Genomic DNA, 17,770 nt, shown 5'->3' with positions numbered 1-17,770 from the left:
GTTGGCCTGTCCGATGGCGTCCGCGATGATGGGCCGAATGAAGATCCGGCTCGCGGGCGGTGTGGTGGCCGACGGCCGGTGTGTCTGGGTCGCCGGATCGCCGGGGCCGGTGCACGCCGCCGAGGCGCCCGCCGGCGCGGCCGTCGTTCTCGGGCCGGCCGAGGCCACCGACGAGCAGGTCCGGCACGCGGTCGATGAGCTCGGCCGGCTGGTGGCGGCCGGTGGTGTCGTCGCGGCGGGCGCCAACGTCGACCTCGGCGAGGGTTTCCGGTCCGCGCGGCTGGACGGGGCGCGCGGGGACCAGCGCGACGCCGTACTGGCGGCCCTGCGTGTCCTCGGGGTGGAGAACGCGCATCGTCTCGGTGACCGTGCCGGGTTCCTCGTGGCGTTGTTCGGGCCCGCGGTGACCAGGCGGGTCGGGGCCGCCGCGGCGCGGGCGATGAGCGAGGGCCGATGGGCGGCGCTGCATCTCGCCGTCGCGGCCAGCGACACGCTCGGGCCGGAGCAGGTGGAGCAGGTTCTCGCCCTGCGGGCACCGGAGACCCTCACCCCGGACGGTCCGCCCTCGGCGCTCGCCCACCACCTGCGGCAGGTGCTCGAGCCGGTGCCACGTCCGCGCCGGCTGGAGCTGGTCCTCGACCTGTGGGCCCAGGTGCTGGAGCATCACGCCGGCCTCGCGCGGCGGGAACGGCGGCTCGCCACGCAGAGCCGCCACGACCGGGTCGGCGACCTTCGGCGGCGCCGCCGCCACGATGACGACGAGCTGATCCTGAGGTGGCTCGGGACGTACGAGGGCCGGCAGCCGTCGCTGGCCGCCGCCGCGCGGTGGATCCCGCCCGACGCGTACTGGTCGGAGGTGCTGGCCCGGCTCCTGCAGGACGCGCTCGCCACGACCGCCCTGCTGCGTACCGCGGTGGCCGTCGCCGACCACGGCCTGGAGGACGGCCTGGCGCGTTCCGCCGCGCTCATCCGCGCCGCCGACGCCGAGACCGGACGGGTCCCGACGCAGCCCACCCGCCGGGTGCCGGGCCTCACCGGTCTGCCGGCCCATCCCATCGCGTACGTCCACGACATCCACCGCAGGCTGACCGACGGTACGCCCCACGACGCGAAGTTCGCGGGCTACATCCGGCCGCGGCTGGCGTGCGCCCGCGACTTCGCCCTCCTCGTGATCGAGACGGCGGCGGAACTGCTCTACGACTACACGGACGTCCCGGAGCGTGTACGGCAGCGCTGGGCCCGGTCGGGCCTGCGGAACTGGCGCGCCGGGGCCGGGTACGGCCGCCCGCCCGCCGCGTGGGACGGCATCCAGCCCTGGACCGCACCGCTCCTCGGGCCCGAGGAGCCGCTGTCCCGGCGGCTCGCGGCCTCGGCGGACGCCGCCGGCGTGGAGATGGTCGGCGACCTGCTCTGGTACGCCGACCTCATCGACGCCCTGGCCGAGCTGTACGGGCATGACGCCGCGCGGGTGACGCCGGGCACCGGAGCGCCGTGGTTCGACCACGATCCGCCGCCGCCGGACGAGCCGCTGACCCCACGGCTGGACTCGGTGACGCTGGCCGTTTCGGGCGCCGCGCAGCTCGTCGCGCTCGGCGGCACGCCGCCCAAGGGCGTCCGGACCTGGCGTGGCCTCACCGAGGGGCTGCTGGCCGGCACCGCGATCGCCGAGGCGCTCACCGGCGAGTTCGCCGTACCGGCGCTCCTGGCCGCGCTGGACGGTACGGCCGTGCCCGGCACCGGGGTCCGCTTCCGGGTGGCCCGCGACGCCCGCACGCTGGCCGAGTGGTCGGAGTACATGGGCAACTGCATCGCCGGGTCGTACTACCTGGAGGAGGCCAGGACGGGCCGGTCCTGCCTGGCCGGGCTGTACGGCGAGGACGGCACCCTTCTCGTCAACGCCGAGCTGGTCGCGCGCCGTCCCGCGGCACGCGGCTGGCGGGTGGGGGAGATCGCGGCGAGGTTCAACAACTCGCCCGACCCGGCCCTGGAGAAGCGGTTCAGGGACTGGGTCGACACGATCCCCGGCAAGCCGGCCGATGTCGCCGCGGCCGATGGCGCGCAGCCGGATGACGCACCGCCCGTACGCCCTGCCCGTAAGCGCTCCGCGTCCCGTCTGATCGAGGAGGCCGGACCGGCGCTCGACGCTCTCGCGCGCCGCGCGTGGGATGAGGAGGCGCTCGGCACCTTCGCCCGCCTCGCCGGCACACCGCCGGAGGCCGCCCTCACGCGGCTGCGGCGCCTCGGCCCGGCGCGCCTCGCCGACGCGTGCCGGCGCGCGCTGGACGCCGGTGCCGTCGACCTCGACGCGCTGTGGGCGGCCGGCGGGATCCGCCCGCTGACGACCGCGGTCGAGGCCCTGGACCCCGCCGTACGGGACCGGTTCGACGGTCTCTCGCTGCTCGTGGACGGGTCTCCGCTGCCCAAGTCACTGCGCAAGCTGGTCAAACTGCCGGCGGTGGCCGACGCGTACGCGCTCGACCTGGTCGCGCGTGCCACGCGCCGGGCGATCGGTGAACTGGCGAACCGCGACGACCCGGTCATCGCCCGCGCCATCGCGGGCCGCCCGGCCGAGCCGCTGCTCTGCGCCCTCACCGTCATGGTCACGTGCCGCGCTCCCGCGGTCGACCTGACCCCCGTGGCGCCGCCGCGCGCGGTCACCGTGCCCGGCCATCCCGCGACCTCCCTCGCCGACGAGGACGGCCCGTGGCAGCGCGCGTTCCCGCTCGCCCGCGAGATGGACGCCGACACCGGGCGGTTCTGGGACGCGATCGCCGAACACGGCCTGCGCGTCCCCGCCTCGTGGCTGGGCGCGGGCGGCTGGCCGGCCCTGTGGTCCCGCGCCCACCGCCGGGAGCGATGATGCGGCGAGCGGGCTCGGCGTCGTGGCGGATGCGCGTCGAGCGGTGGTCGGCGCCGTACGACGTGGCGCTGTGGTTCCGTGCCGCCGAACGTATCCAGGTGGAGGCTGGGCCCGTGATCCCCGGGCCACCGATCGTCGAGCCGCTGCCGCACCGGAGTACGGATCCCGCGGACGCCGGAGAACTGGCCGAGGCATGGTCGGCCTGGTGGCGGTCCCTGGTCGGCGCCGAACCGCCGACCGAGCCGGTCGACGCCGCGAGGACGGCGCTGAGCCGTGTCGTGGCCGAGCGCTGGGCGGAGGCGCATCGGTGGCACGCCGCACGGAAGCGCGCGGGAGTGGCGTCGGTCCCGCGGCGGGACGTCCGGAACGGCCAGGTGGTGACCGAGATCGAGGATCGGCTAGGGCGCAGGGCACGGCCGTTCTCCCTGGATCTCGTCCTGCTGCCGGTCGACGACGAGCGCATCCGACCCGTCGGCGCCGACCGTTACCTGGTGCCCGAGCGGGTGTACGACGGCCCTCGGTGGCCCGGCCTGCTGCGTGCGCTGGTGACGCCGATCGCGTGAGCGGCTAACAGGTCGAGTGGAACAGGCCGCCGACCGGCCGGGAGGCGGCCAGGTCGTTGTAGAGCTCGACGGCCTTGCGGGTCTCCTCGACGTGGACCTCGATGTTCTGGGCGCGGAGCAGGTCGAGGGTCTCGGGGCACGTGCCGAGGCGGCACTCCATGCCGCGGCTCAGGACGACGACCGTGGCTCCGTGCGCGAGAAGGTCGGTCACGTCGGCCGGCTGGATGCCGGGATCGTGGTGGGTGCCCGTCTCCTTCCAGTCCCAGGGCCGTCCTCCGCCGGGATACAGGATGAAGTCGCGTCCGGTGCCGAGGGTCTCGACCTCCATACGCCCCCAGGCCACGGCCAGAACACGCGGCGACCGGCGAGCGGCGTCCGGTGGTTCCGTGGTCATCGGCTCACCCCCTTGTCCTGAAATTCTTACCGCTCAGGCCGAGCCGGTCCAGCAGCACCTCGGCGTCCGGCGCCACGGGTATCCACCGGTCGGTCCCGATCGTGAGGTAGACGACCCTGGGACGGCCCCAGGACGTGCGGAAGTCCAGCGCGAACGGCATCTCGTGGCCGAGATCGCCGATGAGGACCGACCGCCGCGGATCGATGTCGCCGGGCGTCGCGGCCCGGTCGTGGGACTGTAGACGGCCGCGAACCGGCCGCGCGTCCGGGAACGTCTCCCGGAAGCCCTGGACGAGCCCGAGCAGGGCACCCACGGCGGCGGCCAGGACGAGGGGTCCGGCGTTCCGGCCCCGGACGCGGGCCGCGTTCGCCTGGCAAGACCGGGGAGTGCCAACGATCGGGCGTGCGGATGGGAACATCTCACCGGTTCGAAAGCGGCGTGCGACCTCTAGGGTGGCGACGCTCGCCCACGGAAAGGAACACGTACGTCATGGAGAACAGTCGGCCCGGCCCCGCGCCTCGGTGGTGTTCCTGCCGCATACCGGACGACGCCGAGCAGCGTCGGGGCGTCAGTCGCCGGCAGGTGCTCGGCGGGCTGACCGCGACGAGCGCGCTCGCCCTCGCGGGCTGGCCCGGGGCGGCCGAGGCGGCCACGGCCGGCAAGGGCGCCAAGAACTCCGTGACCATCACGGTCATGGGTACCTCCGACATCCACAGCCACGCCCTCGACTGGGACTACTACAAGGACGCGGCGTACAGCGACAGCGCGGGGAACGCGGTCGGCCTGGCACGGGTGTCGAGCCTGGTGAACCAGATCCGCAAGGACCGCGGGCGCGAGCACACCCTGCTGTTCGACGCGGGCGACACCATCCAGGGCACGCCGCTGGGCTTCTACTACGCCACGGTGGAGCCGTTCACCGAGACCGGCCAGGTCCACCCGATGGCGCTGCAGATGAACGCCATCGGCTTCGACGCGGTGGCGCTCGGCAACCACGAGTTCAACTACGGCCTTCCGCTGCTGGACGCCTGGATCAAGCAGATGCGCGCGCCGGTGCTGGCGGCCAACGCCGTGCACGCGGGGACCGACCGGCCGGCGTACCGCCCGTACATCATCAAGACGATGCGCGTCCACGGGCACCCGCCGATCAGGGTCGGGCTGCTCGGGCTGACCAACCCGGGCGTCGCCATCTGGGACAAGGCGAACGTCTCCGGCAAGCTGGACTTCCTGGACCTGGTGGAGACCGCCAAGCGGTGGGTCCCGAAGATCCGCGCCCAGGGCGTCGACGTCATGGTCGTCAGCGCGCACGCCGGTGACAGCGGCCTGTCGTCCTACACCGGCGACATCCCGGTGGAGAACGCCGCGGCGATGGTCGCCGAGGAGGTGCCCGGCATCGACGCCATCCTCTTCGGCCACGCGCACATCGACGTCTCCGAGCGGTTCGTCACCAACAAGGCCACCGGCGAGACCGTCGTGATGAGCGAGCCGATGTGCTGGGGCGAGCGGCTGTCCGTCTTCGACCTCACGCTGACCCGCGACCGGGGCCGCTGGAAGGTCACCGGCAAGTCCGCCACCACGGTGAACACCAACACGGTGCAGGACGACCCCAAGCTGGTCGCGCTGGTCAAGAAGCAGCACGACGCGGTGGTCGCGTACGTCAACAAGGACGTCGCCACGTCCACCGAGGCGATGTCCGCGGCCGAGTCCTGCTGGAAGGACACCGCGATCCTGGACTACGTCAACGTGGTGCAGACCGAGACGGTCAAGAAGGCCCTGGCCGGCACGGCCGACGCCTCGCTGCCGGTGCTCTCCATCGCCGCGCCGTTCAACCGCGCCGCCACCTTCCCGGCCGGACAGGTGACGATCAAGGACATCGCCGGGCTCTACATCTACGACAACACCCTGCTGGCGAGCGTCCTGACCGGCGCCCAGGTCAAGGACTACCTGGAGTACTCGGCGCGGTACTACAAGCAGGTCGCGGCGGACGCCCCGGTCGATCCGGCGTCGTGGACCAACGCCCACAACCTGCCCGACTACAACTACGACCAGCTCTCCGGCGTCACGTACGAGGTGGACATCGCCAAGCCCGAGGGCTCGCGGATCTCCGGCCTCGCCTATGACGGCACGCCGGTGACCGACGACCAGAAGTTCGTGGTCGCGGTCAACAACTACCGCCAGTCCGGCGGCGGCGGCTTCCCGCACATCACCACCGCGCCGGTCGTCTACAACGCGCAGGTCGCGATCCGTGAGGCGATCGTCGCGTACGCCTCGGAGGCCAAGACCATCGACCCGGCCACCTTCCACGTGGAGAACTGGCGGCTCGTACGCGACGGCGCGCCGGTGTTCTAGGGCGTGCCTCGTGAATCACGGGGAGTCGCGTGGCGTGGGTTCGGCGTCGGCGGGGTCGGTGGAAGGGGGGCGGGTCAGCACAGGCCGCCGTCGACGGTGATGCTTTGGCCGGTTATCCACCTGGCCGCATCGGAGGCGAGGAAGTTGACGACTTCCGCGATGTCGGCCGGCTCCGCCAGCCGGCCGAGCGGAGTCTGGGCGATGAGCGCTTCAACGGGAGCGGATGCCGATGCGAATCCATCGGTGTTGGTCGGTCCGGGTAGCACGCTGTTGACAGTGATGCGGCGGGCGCCGAGTTCACGGGCGACGGTGCGGACGAGGTGTTCACCGGCGGCCTTGCTGGCCGCGTAGAGGGCTTCTCCCTGCGGATTGACGCGGGTGGCCGCGGAGGAGATGAAGACGATCCGGCCGCCGTCGCGCATTTTGCGCCCGGCCTCGCGCAGCGCGACGAATGTGGCGTGGGCGTTCAGCGAGAAGGCGTGGAGGTAGTCACGATCGGTGGCCGCGGTCAGCGGACCGCGCACGAAGCCGGCAGCGTTGTGCACCAGCACGTCCAAGCGACCGTAGTGGTGCTCGGCCGCGTCGAACAGTGTGCGGAGTGCCTCTGGGTCGGCGGCGTCCGCGCGCACCATCATGGCGCGGCCGCCGCCTGCCTCGATCTCGGCGACCGCCCGCTTCGCCGAGGACGCGTCGCTGCGGTAGTTGACCACGACGGCCGTCCCTGCGGCGGCAAGTTGGAGCGCAACGGCCCGGCCGATCCCTCGTGAGCTCCCAGTGACAACAGCGACTCGATCGGTCGTGTCCAGTGACATGACGCTCCAATAGTATGTGACCTCAACAGTTAAGATCACATACTAGATAGTTGAACTCCTTAACTGTCAAGTACTCTCTACGCATGGCATGCGCATCACACAGTCCGGATCTCGCGGAGGCACTGCTTGAACTGTGCTGCGTGGTCGAGGCAGTGAGGGCCGCCGCCAGCCGCGAACTCGGGCTCACTCCTCAGCAGGCCCAGTTGCTCACGCTGGTGGCTCCCCAGGAGCTGACCCATGGCGAGTTGGCGAACCGGATGCACTGCGACAAGGCGAACATCACCGGCCTGGTCGATCGGCTGGAACGGCGTGAGCTGATACAGCGACGGCCGAACCCCGACGACCGCCGGGTCTCCCAGGTCATCCTCACCGGTCAGGGCAGGGAGCTGGTCACCCGCTTCAGGCGAGCGGTCAGCACGGCGATCACGGGGCATCTCGCGTCATGGCCGGCCGCGGACCACCAACAGCTCGCCACCCTCGCTCGTGCCACAACCGAGGCACTCCGCGTATAGGCCGCATCGAATCACCGGCATCAAGATACGGCTGGGCCTAGGCGTTCCCGGGTCGCTCCGGTGGGCCGGGGAGGAGCAGGCCGCGGTTGTACGCCTCGGCGACGGCCGCGGCGCGGTCGCCGACGCCCAGCTTGGCGTAGATGTTGAGCAGGTGCGTCTTGACCGTGGCCTCGGTGATGAAGAGGCGGGCCGCGGCCTGCCGGTTGGTGGATCCGGCCGCGACGAGCTCCAGCACCTCGATCTCCCGCCGGCTGAGCGGTCCCGAGCCCGGAGTGCGGACCCGGTTCATCAGCCGGGACGCCACCGACGGGGAGAGGACCGCCTCGCCGTGGGCGGCCGCGCGCACCGCCCGCAGCAGTTCCGCACGCGGGGCGTCCTTGAGCAGGTAGCCGGTGGCGCCCGCCTCGATCGCCGGCAGTACGTGGCTGTCGGTGTCGTAGGTCGTGAGCACGAGGACGCGCGCCGCCGTGCCCTGGCGGGCCAGCTCGGCGATGGCCGTCACGCCGTCCATGCCGGGCATCCGCAGGTCCATCAGGATCACGTCGGGCCGCAGGTCGCCGGCGAGCCGGACGGCCTCGGCGCCGTCGCCGGCCTCGCCGACCACCTCGAAATCGGGGTCACGCGCGAACAGGCTGCTCAGGCCGTCTCTCACCACCGGGTGATCGTCGGCGATCAGTAGCCTGATCGGGCCTTCGGAGCGGCTCATGCGGAGGCCTCCGCGGCCGGGACGCAGGCGGAGATGCCCGTGCCCCCGCCCGGCTCCGACTCGACCTGGAGCGTCCCGGACAGGCCCTCGATCCGCTGCCGCATCGCGACGAGGCCGAACCCGCCGCCCGTCTCCGTACGCTCGCCGGTCATCTTCGCCGGGTCGAACCCGCACCCGTCGTCCCGTACGTCCAACGCGACCTCGTTCTCCATGTACGAAAGGGTCACCCCGACTCTGGTCGCCCGCGCGTGCCTGGCCACGTTGGCGAGCGCCTCCTGGGCGGTCCGCAGCAGCGCGACCTCCACCTCGCGGTCCATCGGCCGCGCCGTACCGGTCGTGGTGACCTCGACGGCGAGTCCGTGCAGCGACGACCAGCGCCCGGCGACGCCGGTGAGCGCCTCGCTGAGACGCGCCGTCTCCAGGGGCTCGGGGCGCAACGCGTGCACCGACCGCCGCGCCTCGGTCAGGCTCTCCCTGGCCAGCCGGGTCGCCGCCGTCACGTGCCGCCGCCACTCAGCGGCGTCCTCTCCGGCGTCCTCGCCGGCCTGGTCGGCCGCCTGCAGCTGGGTGATGATGCCGGTCAGCCCCTGGGCGAGGGTGTCGTGGATCTCCCGCGCCATCCGCTGGCGCTCGTCCATGATCCCGGCCTCGCGCGCCTGGGCCACGAGCCGCTCGTGCAGGCCGGCGTTCTCGGCCAGGCTCGCCTCGAGCCTGCGGTTCGCCTCCCTGGCCTCGCGGAGGGCCTGCTCCCGCTGGTCGTTCTGCTCGCCGTTGCGCCAGATGACCCAGGCGAGACCCCACATCGGAAGGATGTTCGCGACCACGACCGCGAGGTAGATGATCAACCCGAACAGCGTCGTCTTGGCGATCGTGGAGGCCTGCGCGGTGCCCGCCACGACCGCCATCGCCGCGACGGCGAGCAGCCGCCAGGGCCACAGGAAGAGCCGGAACGCGAACACGTATCCGGCGGGTGCGAAGAACCCCCACCAGGGGTCGCGCACCACCAGGACCGCCACGATCGCCATGAGGACGGCGAAGAAGACGGCCATGGCAGCGGGGTTGTCCCGCCACGCGGGACGCAGCGTGACCATGCCGAGCGTCCAGAGGGCGGCGAACGCGCAGAGGACCAGATCGAAGGTGAGGCCGCCCGACGCGTGCTTCTCCGCCACGGTGACGGCGGCCAGGAGCACCAGGAGGAGGTACGGGAGAACGGCGACCGCCACCGGCCACTGCTCCCGCGCGTTCAGCCGGGCGCGCGGTGCCGGACCGCTCATCTCCGCCCTCCCTGGTGACGGCCGCCATTTCCAGGACAATCTAACCGGGACCGTTCCGTACGCCATCGCGGTTCGCGTTCGTCACGCGCTCGCGAACAGCGATCGCAGGTGCCGGCCGTTGACGAGCAGGACGACGCCGAGCAGGAGCAGCCCGCAGACGCCCTGCTCGAGCCGCAGCCACACCGGGAACGTCCCGGGCAGCGAGATGATCACGACGATGGCCACGACCATGACGGCCGAGGCGATCCGCAGCCGCAGGAACGCGGCACGGGAGCCGCGGGACGCACGGGCGACGAAGGAGAACATCAGCAGGGAGGTGAGGGCGACGATCGTGCCCCGCACCCAGACGGCGGCGTTCACGACGGAGTGGTGGTCGCGGAGCAGGACGATGGCCACGAGGGTGGCCAGGCTGAGGAGGAGATAGCCGCCGACGAGCAGCCTCACGGTGCGGAGGGCGGTACGGGTCTCCGGCTGGGTGTTCATGCGATGCCCTTCTCTCTTGGCCAGGTGACCGTCAGCGTCGCAAGAGCGAGCGTGAGCGCACATCGCCCGGCCTCATGGGCCGGCGGCTGAACTCACGGACCGGCCGTACGGCCGAGCCGATCCACCGATCGGTTGATCCGGGGCACCGGGAGACCGTCGTTAGACTCCGATACATGCGGCGGCTGAGCAGCACGGTGGTCGTGGTGGCGGGTGAGCGGTCCGGCGCGGTCGTCTCCGGGCTGGACGGGCTGCACAACGTCCGGGCGATCACCCGCGAGCAGCGCTCCCCGGCGGAGGTCGAGGAGGCGGTGCACCGGTCCACGGCGACGTACGTCGTGCACGACGCGGACCCGCTGGCGGCGGTCGGCGACGCGTGGGTCGATCTCTTCGACGGCGCGGCGCCGGTGGGCGGCCTGGAGGTCGCCATCGAGACGGCCCTGGCCGGGCTGCGGTCGGACCGTCTGGCGCTGCCCGACTACTACCTCGTGCTCGACCCCGACGACATGTCGGTCACCCGGCGGCACTGGTGGCTCGGCGCCCTGGCGGACAGCGCCCCGTCGCGCGTCGTACCGGCCCGCGCGTCGGCCGCCGCGGTCACGGACGCGCTGGGCCGGCTCTCGTCCGGTCGCTGGTGGCCGTCGGACCTGGAGGGCTGGCTCCGCGGCCTGACCCGGGTCGTTCCCGACCGGGTGGGCCTGCCGTCGAGCTCTGGCCCCCACCTCTGACGCGCGTGGGAGCGCTCCCCTGACACCCCGTTTACAAGGCACCTCCGACGAACGAACGTTGTCGGCATGGGGACGAAACGGGGCCTTCGCCGTCTTACCGGTCAACGACCACGGTTCCGGGCATCGCGTGTGCGCAGGCTGATCCCGCCGTTGCTCACCGAACCGCCCTTCCGGCGTTACTGGACGGGCCAGACGATCTCCCTGCTCGGCGACGAGGTGTCGATGATCGCCCTGCCGCTGACCGGTGTACTCGTCGTGCACGCGGGGCCGGCGCAGATGGGGTACCTCATGACGGCCTGGCTGGCGCCGAGCCTGCTGTTCTCGCTGCCCGCGGGGGTGCTGGTCGACCGGTACGGCCACCGCCGGCGCACCATGGTCGCCGCGGACCTGGGCCGGGCCGCCCTGATGGCGAGCATCCCCATCGCCTACGCGGCCGGGGGACTGACCAGCGTCCAGCTGTACACCGTCGCGTTCGCCGTCGGCACGCTCAGCGTGCTGTTCGCCGTCGCCGACAGCACACTCTTCGTCTCACTCGTGCCGCCCGAACGGTACGTCTCCGGCAACTCCCTCCTGCACAGCAGCTACGCTCTGGCGGACGCCGGCGGGCCCGGCCTCGGCGGCGCCCTCGTCCAGGCGCTGTCCGCGCCCGCCGCGCTCCTGGCCGACGGCCTGTCCTACCTGGCGTCCGCGTTCTTCCTGCACCGCGTCCGGCCCCGCGAGCCGGCCGTCGCGCCGGGCCGGGAGAGCTCACCGGTCGGCGGGTTCCGGTTCATCGCCGGCTCGCGGGTGGTCCGCGCCGCGCTCGGCGCGACAGCGACGATCAACTTCTTCACCTACATGTTCGCCGCGTTGTTCGTGCTGTACGCGACCACCACGCTGCACGTGCCGCCGGGGCTGCTCGGGACCGTGCTCAGCGCCGGCGCCGCCGGGGGCCTGCTCGGATCGGCGATCACGGGCCGGGTGGCGGCGCGGATCGGCATCGGGCCGGCGTTCATCGCCGGGTGCGTGGTGTACCCGGCCCCGCTGTTCCTCATCCCGGCCGCGGGCGGCGGCCGGCACACCGTGCTGGCGCTGCTCTTCCTGGCCGAGTTCGGCTCCGGGATCGGCGTCATGATGCTGGACATCTCGGTCGGGTCCATCTTCGCCGCGATCATCCCGGACCGGGTGCGGGCGCGGGTGTCGGGCGCCTACCGCGCCGTCAACTACGGTGCCCGCCCGCTCGGGTCGCTGGCCGCCGGCGTCCTCGGCACGACGGTCGGCCCGCGTCCGACCCTCCTGATCGCCGTGGCGGGCGCGGTCGCGGGCGCCGCCTGGCTGCTGCCCTCGCCGCTGCCGCACATGCGCACCCTGCCGAGCCTGCCGGCCGAGAACGTCACGGCGTCGATCGGGGCGTCCTCGGAAAGACGATCTGAATGCCCGTGACCGAACACATCAGCGCGCCGTCGGCGTCGGTGAAGTCGACCTGGACGTGAACGGCCTGACGGGTCTTGTGCGTCACTCTGCCGGTGATCCACAGCACGCCCGCGCGCACCGGGCGGTAGAACGTGACGTTCATCTGGACCGTGCGGAAGGCGTTCTCGTCCTCCAGCACCGACATCGCGGTGTGGCCCATGACCTGGTCGGCGAGGGCGCCCAGGTACCCGCCGAACAGCTGGCCGCCGGTCGTGAAGAAGTCCTCGTCGGTCTCCCACTTGGTGACGACCTGGCCGGGCCGCCACGAAACGATGTCGGGCAGCCGGAGAATCTCCACGACCCGTGGCTTGGCGGCCTGACCGGCCTGGATCTTGTCGAGGCGATCCGTCCAGATGGTCATCTGACTCCTCGCGGCGCGTGGTGTCCCGATCCGGAGGATCGCCCACATCGCCGGCGGCCGCAAGGCATGGGAGAGATCGCCGGCCGGCTCGGCACGAGTCGAAGATGGCTCTCACCTGCGGATTCGCGTCGCGCGACGTTTGCCGTGCGGCGCAGCGGGCAGGGCGGGAACCAACCTGAGCGGCCACGGCGGAGAGAACCGCACGTCATGAACCCACCCGAGGATCTGATCACCGTCCTGACGGAGGATCATCAAGAACTGAACCAGCTGTTCACAGAACTGGAGGTGCTCTCCGGCGGGGAAGCGCTGCGACGCTCGCTGGCCGACCAGATGATCATCGAGACGGTACGGCACTCGGTGGCCGAGGAGGCCTACCTCTACCCGGCCGTCCGCGAGTACCTCCCCGACGGTGACCTGATCGCGGACGAGGCCCACGGCGAGCACGAGCATGCCGAGCAGATCCTCAAACGGCTCGCACGGACCGACATGCCCGACGATCACTTCTCGCTCCAGCTGTCCTGGCTGATCACCGATGCGCGGCGGCACATGACCGACGAGGAGGAGCGGATCTTCCCGGTGCTGGCCGCGAACGTGAGCAGGGAGACACTCGTCTCCCTGGGGGAGAAGGCGAAGCACGCCAAGGCGGGCGCGCCGAGCCGGGCCACGTCCGGCGAAACGCAGGTGCCCTTGCTGCACACGATCGTCAAGAGCGGCATCGGGCTGGTCGAACGCGTGCGGGACCACCTCTGCGGGCCGGGCAGGGTCTACCCTCTGGCGAGCCGTGACCCGGAGTGATCTGGGCCGGGAGCGGAAAGGGTCTGAGTGATGACCGTAGCGATCGCTCTGTTCACGGCCGATCTGCGGACGCACGACAGCCCGGTGCTGCGCGGCGCGCTCGACGCCGCGGATCAGGTCGTTCCCCTGTTCGTGCTCGATGAGGGGATTCGCGCGGCCGGCTTCCGCACGCCCAACCGTGCGACGTTCCTCGCCGACTGTCTCGCTGACCTCGACGCCGCGCTGCGCGAGCGCGGCGGGCGGCTCGTGGTCCGTTCCGGCGACGTCGTACGCGAGGTCCGCCGCGTCGCCGAGGAGACCGGCGCGGGGCAGGTGCACGTGGCGGGCGACGTCAGCGCCTTCGCCCAGCGCCGCGAGGAACGCCTGCGTGCCGCGCTGACCGAGATGCGCCGAGACCTGTGCGTCCACGCGGACGCCGTCGTCGTGATCCCGCCCGGCACGATGTCGCCCGCGGGCAAGGACCACGCGGCGGTCTTCACCCCCTACTTCCGCAAGTGGAGCGCCGTGGGAACGCGCCGGCCGCTCGGAGCGCCGAGGAGGATCTCCGTGCCCGGCATCGGCTCCGAACCGCTGCCCGAGGCCGCCGGGCTCGCCGGCGGGCCGCCGTCGCCCGACCTGCCCCGCGGCGGGGAGACCGAGGCGCGGCGCCGCCTGAAGACCTGGCTGGCCGGCCCGATCGACCGGTACGAGGACCTGCACGACGACCTGGCGGGCGACGCCACCTCCCGGCTGTCGCCGTACCTGCACTTCGGCTGCCTGTCGCCGGTCGAGGTGGTGCACCGCGCCCGGCAGCGCGGCGGAGCGGGCGCGGAGGCGTTCGTCCGGCAGGTGGCCTGGCGGGACTTCAACCGGCAGATGCTCGCCGACCGCCCCGACGTGGCGCGGGAGGACTACCGGCACCGGAACGACCGGTGGCGGCCCGACGGCGACGACGCCGAGGCCTGGCGGGCGGGCCGTACCGGCTATCCCGTGGTCGACGCCGCGATGCGCCAGCTCGCCACGGAGGGCTGGATGCACAACCGCGGCCGGTTGATCACCGCGAGCTTCCTCGCGAAGACGCTGTACGTCGACTGGCGGGTGGGCGCACGGTACTTCCTCGACCGGCTCGTCGACGGTGACGTGGCCAACAACCAGCTCAACTGGCAGTGGGTGGCCGGCACGGGCGCGGCCACCCGCCCGAACGTCGTCCTCAACCCGCTCCTCCAGGCGAAACGCTTCGACCCGACGGGCGACTACGTACGCCGCTGGGTGCCCGAGCTGCGGGAGGTCGAGGGCTCGGCGGTCCACCGTCCCTGGCTGCTGCCCGACGACCGGCGCCGCCGCCTGGACTATCCGGACCCCATCGTGGACCTGGACGAGGGGCTGGCCCGCTTCCGCAAGGGGCGGGCGGCGTGACGCGCTGTCTCGTCACCGGGGCCACGGGCTACATCGGCGGACGCCTCGTACCGGAGCTGCTGTCGCGCGGCCACGCGGTGCGCTGCGCCGCCCGGTCCCCCGAACGGCTGCGCGACCACCCCTGGAGCGGGCGGGTGGAGACCGTCCGCGCCGACCTGACCGACCCCGAGGCCACGCGGCGGGCGCTGGACGGCGTCGACGTCGCGTACTACCTCATCCACGCCCTCGGCACCGGCCGCGACTTCGGCGCGACCGACCGACGCATGGCCCGTACGTTCGCGGCCGCCGCCAGGGACGCCGGCGTGCGCCGCATCGTCTACCTCGGCGGTCTCCCGCCGTCCGGGCCCGAACGGGCGTCGGAGCACCTGCGTTCCCGCGGCGAGGTGGGGGAGATCCTGCTCGCGTCCGGCGTGCCGACCGCGGTGCTGCGGGCCGCGGTGGTGATCGGGTCCGGCTCGCTGTCCTTCGAGCTGATGCGGTACCTCACCGAGCGGCTGCCGGTGATGGTCACCCCGCGGTGGGTGCGTTGCCGGATCCAGCCGATCGCGGTCCGCGACGCGCTGCGCTACCTCGCCGAGTGCGCCGCGTTGCCGCCGGAGGTCAGCCGGTCGTTCGACATCGGCGGCCCGGACGTGCTCACGTACGAGGAGATGATGCGGAGGTACGCCGCTATCACCGGCCTGCGCCCGCGCCGGATCCTGCCGGTCGCGGCGCTCACGCCGAGGCTGTCCAGCCTGTGGATCGGCCTGGTCACGCCGGTACCCGCCCCGGTCGCCCGGCCGCTCGTCGAGTCGCTGCGCCACGAGGTGGTCTGCCGCGAGCACGACATCGCCGCGTACGTGCCGGACCCGCCGGAGGGGCTGGTCGGCTTCGACGAGGCGGTCCGCCTCGCCGTCGAACACGTCGGCACGGCGGACGTGGCGACCCGCTGGTCGTCGGCGTCCGTGCCCGGCGCGCCGAGCGACCCCCTGCCGACCGACCCGGACTGGGCCGGCGGCAGCCTGTACGCCGACGTGCGCGAGTCGCCGGTGAACGCGTCACCCGACGCGCTGTGGCGGGTGATCGAGGGCATCGGCGGGGAGAACGGCTGGTACTCCTGGCCGCTCGCCTGGGCCGCGCGCGGCCTGTTCGACCGCCTGGCCGGCGGCGTCGGCCTGAGACGTGGCCGGCGCGATCCGAACCACCTGCGCGTCGGCGACTCGCTGGACTTCTGGCGCGTGGAGGAACTCGACCCGGGACGGCTGCTGCGGCTGCGGGCGGAGATGCGGCTGCCCGGCCTCGCCTGGCTCGACCTGTCGATCGACGAGCGGGACGGCCGCACGTGGTTCCGGCAGCGGGCGCTGTTCCATCCTCGCGGCCTGCCGGGCCAGCTCTACTGGTGGGCCGTGTGGCCGTTCCACGGGATCGTCTTCGGCCACATGCAACGCAACATCCGCCGCGCGGCCGAACGCGCCTAGTCGCCCAGCACCTGGTGGAGCCGTTCCGCGGTCGCGCGCGGGCGGAACCGGTATCCGTTGTGCCCGCCGGGGAACGTCTCGTAGGGGAGGCCCAGCTCCTCGGCGAACAACCGGGCGCACCTGTGCGGCCAGATGTGGCTCGAGTTCGCACCGACGCCGGGCACGATACGGGCGGGTGAGTCCTTGAGCCCGGTCAGGTCGAGAGCGTGGGTCCGTACGGCCGGCGTGTCGTACGTGAGGAAGAACTCCGCGTTCGGCAGGTGTTCCGGTCCCGGAGGGCGCATCTCGACGTCGGGCTCACGGTCGGTCGGGTCGATGTCGGCGAACACCGCGAACCTGCGCAGGGCGGGGAGGGAGCCCTCCGTCCTGAACGTCTCCTCGACGTCGAGCAGGTCCTGGACGGCGACGGCGCGCTCCGGTTCCGGCAACAGCTGGATGACGGGCGGTTCGTGCGCGACGACGACGCCGACCTGCTCCGGGTGGCCGGTGGTGAGCTCAAGCGAGATCATGGCGCCGATGCTGCTGCCGAAGACGTAGGCGGGTTCCGTGGTGAGGGCGGACAGCAGGTGGGAGACGTCGGCGGCGTGCGTGGCCAGGGTCGGGCCGGGGCCGTCGGTGGTGCTGCCCGACAGGCCCCGGCGGTCGTAGGTGAGCACGGTGTACCTGTCGGCGAGGTGGGCGGCGAGGGCGTCGTTCACGGCGGCGTCCCCATGGCCTCCGGCGATGAGCACGAGCAGGGGACCCGAGCCACGTACGAAATAGCGCAGCCGCGCGCCGGGCACTTCCAGTACGGATTCCATCATCGCCTGATCACCGCTCTTCCTCGTTCGGGCGGGGCCTCGGACGGCCACACCGGAACCATGCCTCAGCCGTCGACGGTCCAGGAACGGAGCGGTCTCCCTAGGATCGACCGTCCGAGGATGCGCTCGTCGAGCGGGGCTCACTGAACGCCTGGGCGGGCTCGACGGCGCGGAAGCGACGGAAGAAGCCGCGCAGGTCGTCGACCAGCAGGTCGGGGCGTCGTGGGCGGCCCAGTGACCACCCCGGCGGTCCATGAGTTCGGCCCACGCGTCGGTGGTACGGGCGGCGTTCCCGCCCTTCGTGCGGGTGTGACCGGAGAAGCCGAAGCCCGGAAGGGAGGGGATCACCACGTCGAAGGCGTCGGCCGGGTCGCCGCCGTGCGCGGCCGGGTCGGTCAGGGGGCCGATGAGGTCCAGGTACTCCACGAAGGTGTTGGGCCATCCGTGGGTGAGGATGAGCGGCGTGGCCTCCCGCTCGGCCGAACGGACGTGCACGAAGTGGATGGTCTGGCCGTCGATCTCGGTGGTGAACTGCGGGAAGGAGTTGATCTTCGCCTCCCGGGCCCGCCAGCCGAAGCCCTCGAGCCAGCGCGCCACCAGGTCGCGTACGAAAGAGAGGCCATGCCGTCGCGCCCGCGCGGCCGGATCGGCACGTTGCAGGCCGCCATGGTGGCCGTGCCCAGGGACCGCCCGGGACCGGTGGTGGACCCGGACGCCCTGACGGCCGTGGCAGCGGCCTGCCGCGCCCACGAGCGCCTCCGCTTCGACTACACCATCCCGGTGCCGCCACCCGCCGCGAGGTCGAGCCGTACCGCCTGGTCAACTGGGGTCGCCG

Annotated in this window: 17 protein-coding genes; 9 read left to right on the top strand and 8 right to left on the bottom strand. The window is 72.5% G+C overall.

Annotated elements, in window-relative coordinates; genetic code table 11:
* The first annotated feature begins 37 nt into the window (after positions 1 to 37).
* Entirely contained in the window at positions 38 to 2,860 is a 2,823-nt protein-coding gene (locus QSK37_RS47660; protein WP_285635648.1) for a hypothetical protein, read from the top strand.
* Positions 2,860 to 3,423 (top strand): hypothetical protein, encoded by a 564-nt coding sequence (locus QSK37_RS47655; protein WP_285635645.1) that lies wholly within the window; start codon positions 2,860 to 2,862, stop codon positions 3,421 to 3,423. Before QSK37_RS47660 ends, QSK37_RS47655 begins: the two co-directional genes overlap by 1 nt.
* Before the next feature lie 4 nt (positions 3,424 to 3,427).
* On the opposite strand, the gene QSK37_RS47650 is transcribed toward QSK37_RS47655, so the two are convergent.
* Together QSK37_RS47650 and QSK37_RS47645 are read right to left on the bottom strand one after the other, a co-directional pair.
* Complete coding sequence (locus tag QSK37_RS47650; RefSeq protein ID WP_285635643.1) at positions 3,428 to 3,817, bottom strand: Mth938-like domain-containing protein; 390 nt, start codon at positions 3,815 to 3,817, stop codon at positions 3,428 to 3,430.
* A gap of 4 nt (positions 3,818 to 3,821) precedes the next feature.
* A complete protein-coding gene (locus QSK37_RS47645; protein ID WP_285635640.1) occupies positions 3,822 to 4,235 on the bottom strand; it encodes a hypothetical protein in 414 nt (137 codons plus the stop codon).
* A 71-nt stretch (positions 4,236 to 4,306) separates the two neighbouring features.
* Between QSK37_RS47645 and QSK37_RS47640 the strand changes: the two genes are divergently transcribed.
* Positions 4,307 to 6,163, top strand: coding sequence for a bifunctional metallophosphatase/5'-nucleotidase (locus QSK37_RS47640; protein WP_285635637.1), 1,857 nt, complete (start codon positions 4,307 to 4,309; stop codon positions 6,161 to 6,163).
* A 74-nt stretch (positions 6,164 to 6,237) separates the two neighbouring features.
* Here the strand turns inward: QSK37_RS47640 and QSK37_RS47635 are convergent, their stop codons facing one another.
* A complete protein-coding gene (locus tag QSK37_RS47635) occupies positions 6,238 to 6,975 on the bottom strand; it encodes an SDR family oxidoreductase (RefSeq protein ID WP_285635634.1) in 738 nt (245 codons plus the stop codon).
* An 83-nt stretch (positions 6,976 to 7,058) separates the two neighbouring features.
* Here QSK37_RS47635 and QSK37_RS47630 point away from each other — a divergent pair, with 83 nt between their 5' ends.
* The gene (locus tag QSK37_RS47630) at positions 7,059 to 7,487 is read left to right on the top strand and encodes a MarR family winged helix-turn-helix transcriptional regulator (RefSeq protein WP_285635631.1); all 429 of its coding nucleotides are present in this window, start codon (positions 7,059 to 7,061) and stop codon (positions 7,485 to 7,487) included.
* A 37-nt stretch (positions 7,488 to 7,524) separates the two neighbouring features.
* Here the strand turns inward: QSK37_RS47630 and QSK37_RS47625 are convergent, their stop codons facing one another.
* The 3 genes from QSK37_RS47625 to QSK37_RS47615 form a co-directional block, all read right to left on the bottom strand.
* Entirely contained in the window at positions 7,525 to 8,193 is a 669-nt protein-coding gene (locus QSK37_RS47625) for a response regulator (protein WP_285635628.1), read from the bottom strand.
* On the bottom strand, positions 8,190 to 9,467 hold the full coding sequence (locus QSK37_RS47620; protein WP_285635625.1) for a sensor histidine kinase: 1,278 nt from the start codon (positions 9,465 to 9,467) through the stop codon (positions 8,190 to 8,192). The genes QSK37_RS47625 and QSK37_RS47620 overlap by 4 nt, the downstream gene beginning before the upstream one ends.
* Positions 9,468 to 9,548: 81 nt before the next feature.
* Complete coding sequence (locus QSK37_RS47615; protein WP_285635623.1) at positions 9,549 to 9,950, bottom strand: hypothetical protein; 402 nt, start codon at positions 9,948 to 9,950, stop codon at positions 9,549 to 9,551.
* 173 nt (positions 9,951 to 10,123) lie between these two features.
* On the opposite strand from QSK37_RS47615, the gene QSK37_RS47610 reads away from it, so the two are divergent.
* Both QSK37_RS47610 and QSK37_RS47605 read left to right on the top strand, forming a co-directional pair.
* Entirely contained in the window at positions 10,124 to 10,675 is a 552-nt protein-coding gene (locus QSK37_RS47610; RefSeq protein ID WP_285635619.1) for a hypothetical protein, read from the top strand.
* A gap of 129 nt (positions 10,676 to 10,804) precedes the next feature.
* Entirely contained in the window at positions 10,805 to 12,097 is a 1,293-nt protein-coding gene (locus QSK37_RS47605; RefSeq protein WP_285635616.1) for an MFS transporter, read from the top strand.
* On the opposite strand, the gene QSK37_RS47600 is transcribed toward QSK37_RS47605, so the two are convergent.
* Positions 12,048 to 12,488 carry a PaaI family thioesterase gene (locus QSK37_RS47600; protein ID WP_285635613.1) on the bottom strand — a complete coding sequence of 147 codons (441 nt, stop codon included), beginning with the start codon at positions 12,486 to 12,488 and terminating at the stop codon, positions 12,048 to 12,050. The genes QSK37_RS47605 and QSK37_RS47600 overlap by 50 nt on opposite strands.
* Positions 12,489 to 12,695: 207 nt before the next feature.
* Here QSK37_RS47600 and QSK37_RS47595 point away from each other — a divergent pair, with 207 nt between their 5' ends.
* The 3 genes from QSK37_RS47595 to QSK37_RS47585 are packed head-to-tail and all read left to right on the top strand — an operon-like array spanning position 12,696 to position 16,135.
* Complete coding sequence (locus QSK37_RS47595; protein ID WP_285635610.1) at positions 12,696 to 13,283, top strand: hemerythrin domain-containing protein; 588 nt, start codon at positions 12,696 to 12,698, stop codon at positions 13,281 to 13,283.
* A 30-nt stretch (positions 13,284 to 13,313) separates the two neighbouring features.
* A complete protein-coding gene (locus tag QSK37_RS47590) occupies positions 13,314 to 14,678 on the top strand; it encodes a cryptochrome/photolyase family protein (RefSeq protein WP_285635607.1) in 1,365 nt (454 codons plus the stop codon).
* Complete coding sequence (locus QSK37_RS47585) at positions 14,675 to 16,135, top strand: SDR family oxidoreductase (RefSeq protein ID WP_285635605.1); 1,461 nt, start codon at positions 14,675 to 14,677, stop codon at positions 16,133 to 16,135. The genes QSK37_RS47590 and QSK37_RS47585 overlap by 4 nt, the downstream gene beginning before the upstream one ends.
* Here QSK37_RS47585 and QSK37_RS51585 read toward each other — a convergent pair.
* Positions 16,132 to 17,685, bottom strand: coding sequence for an epoxide hydrolase family protein (locus QSK37_RS51585; protein ID WP_432705675.1), 1,554 nt, complete (start codon positions 17,683 to 17,685; stop codon positions 16,132 to 16,134). The genes QSK37_RS47585 and QSK37_RS51585 overlap by 4 nt on opposite strands.
* Positions 17,686 to 17,770: the final 85 nt, after the last annotated feature.

The organism is Actinoallomurus iriomotensis (assembly GCF_030269445.1).
GTDB lineage: Bacteria > Actinomycetota > Actinomycetes > Streptosporangiales > Streptosporangiaceae > Actinoallomurus > Actinoallomurus iriomotensis.
This window is presented reverse-complemented; position numbering and strand designations above follow the sequence as displayed.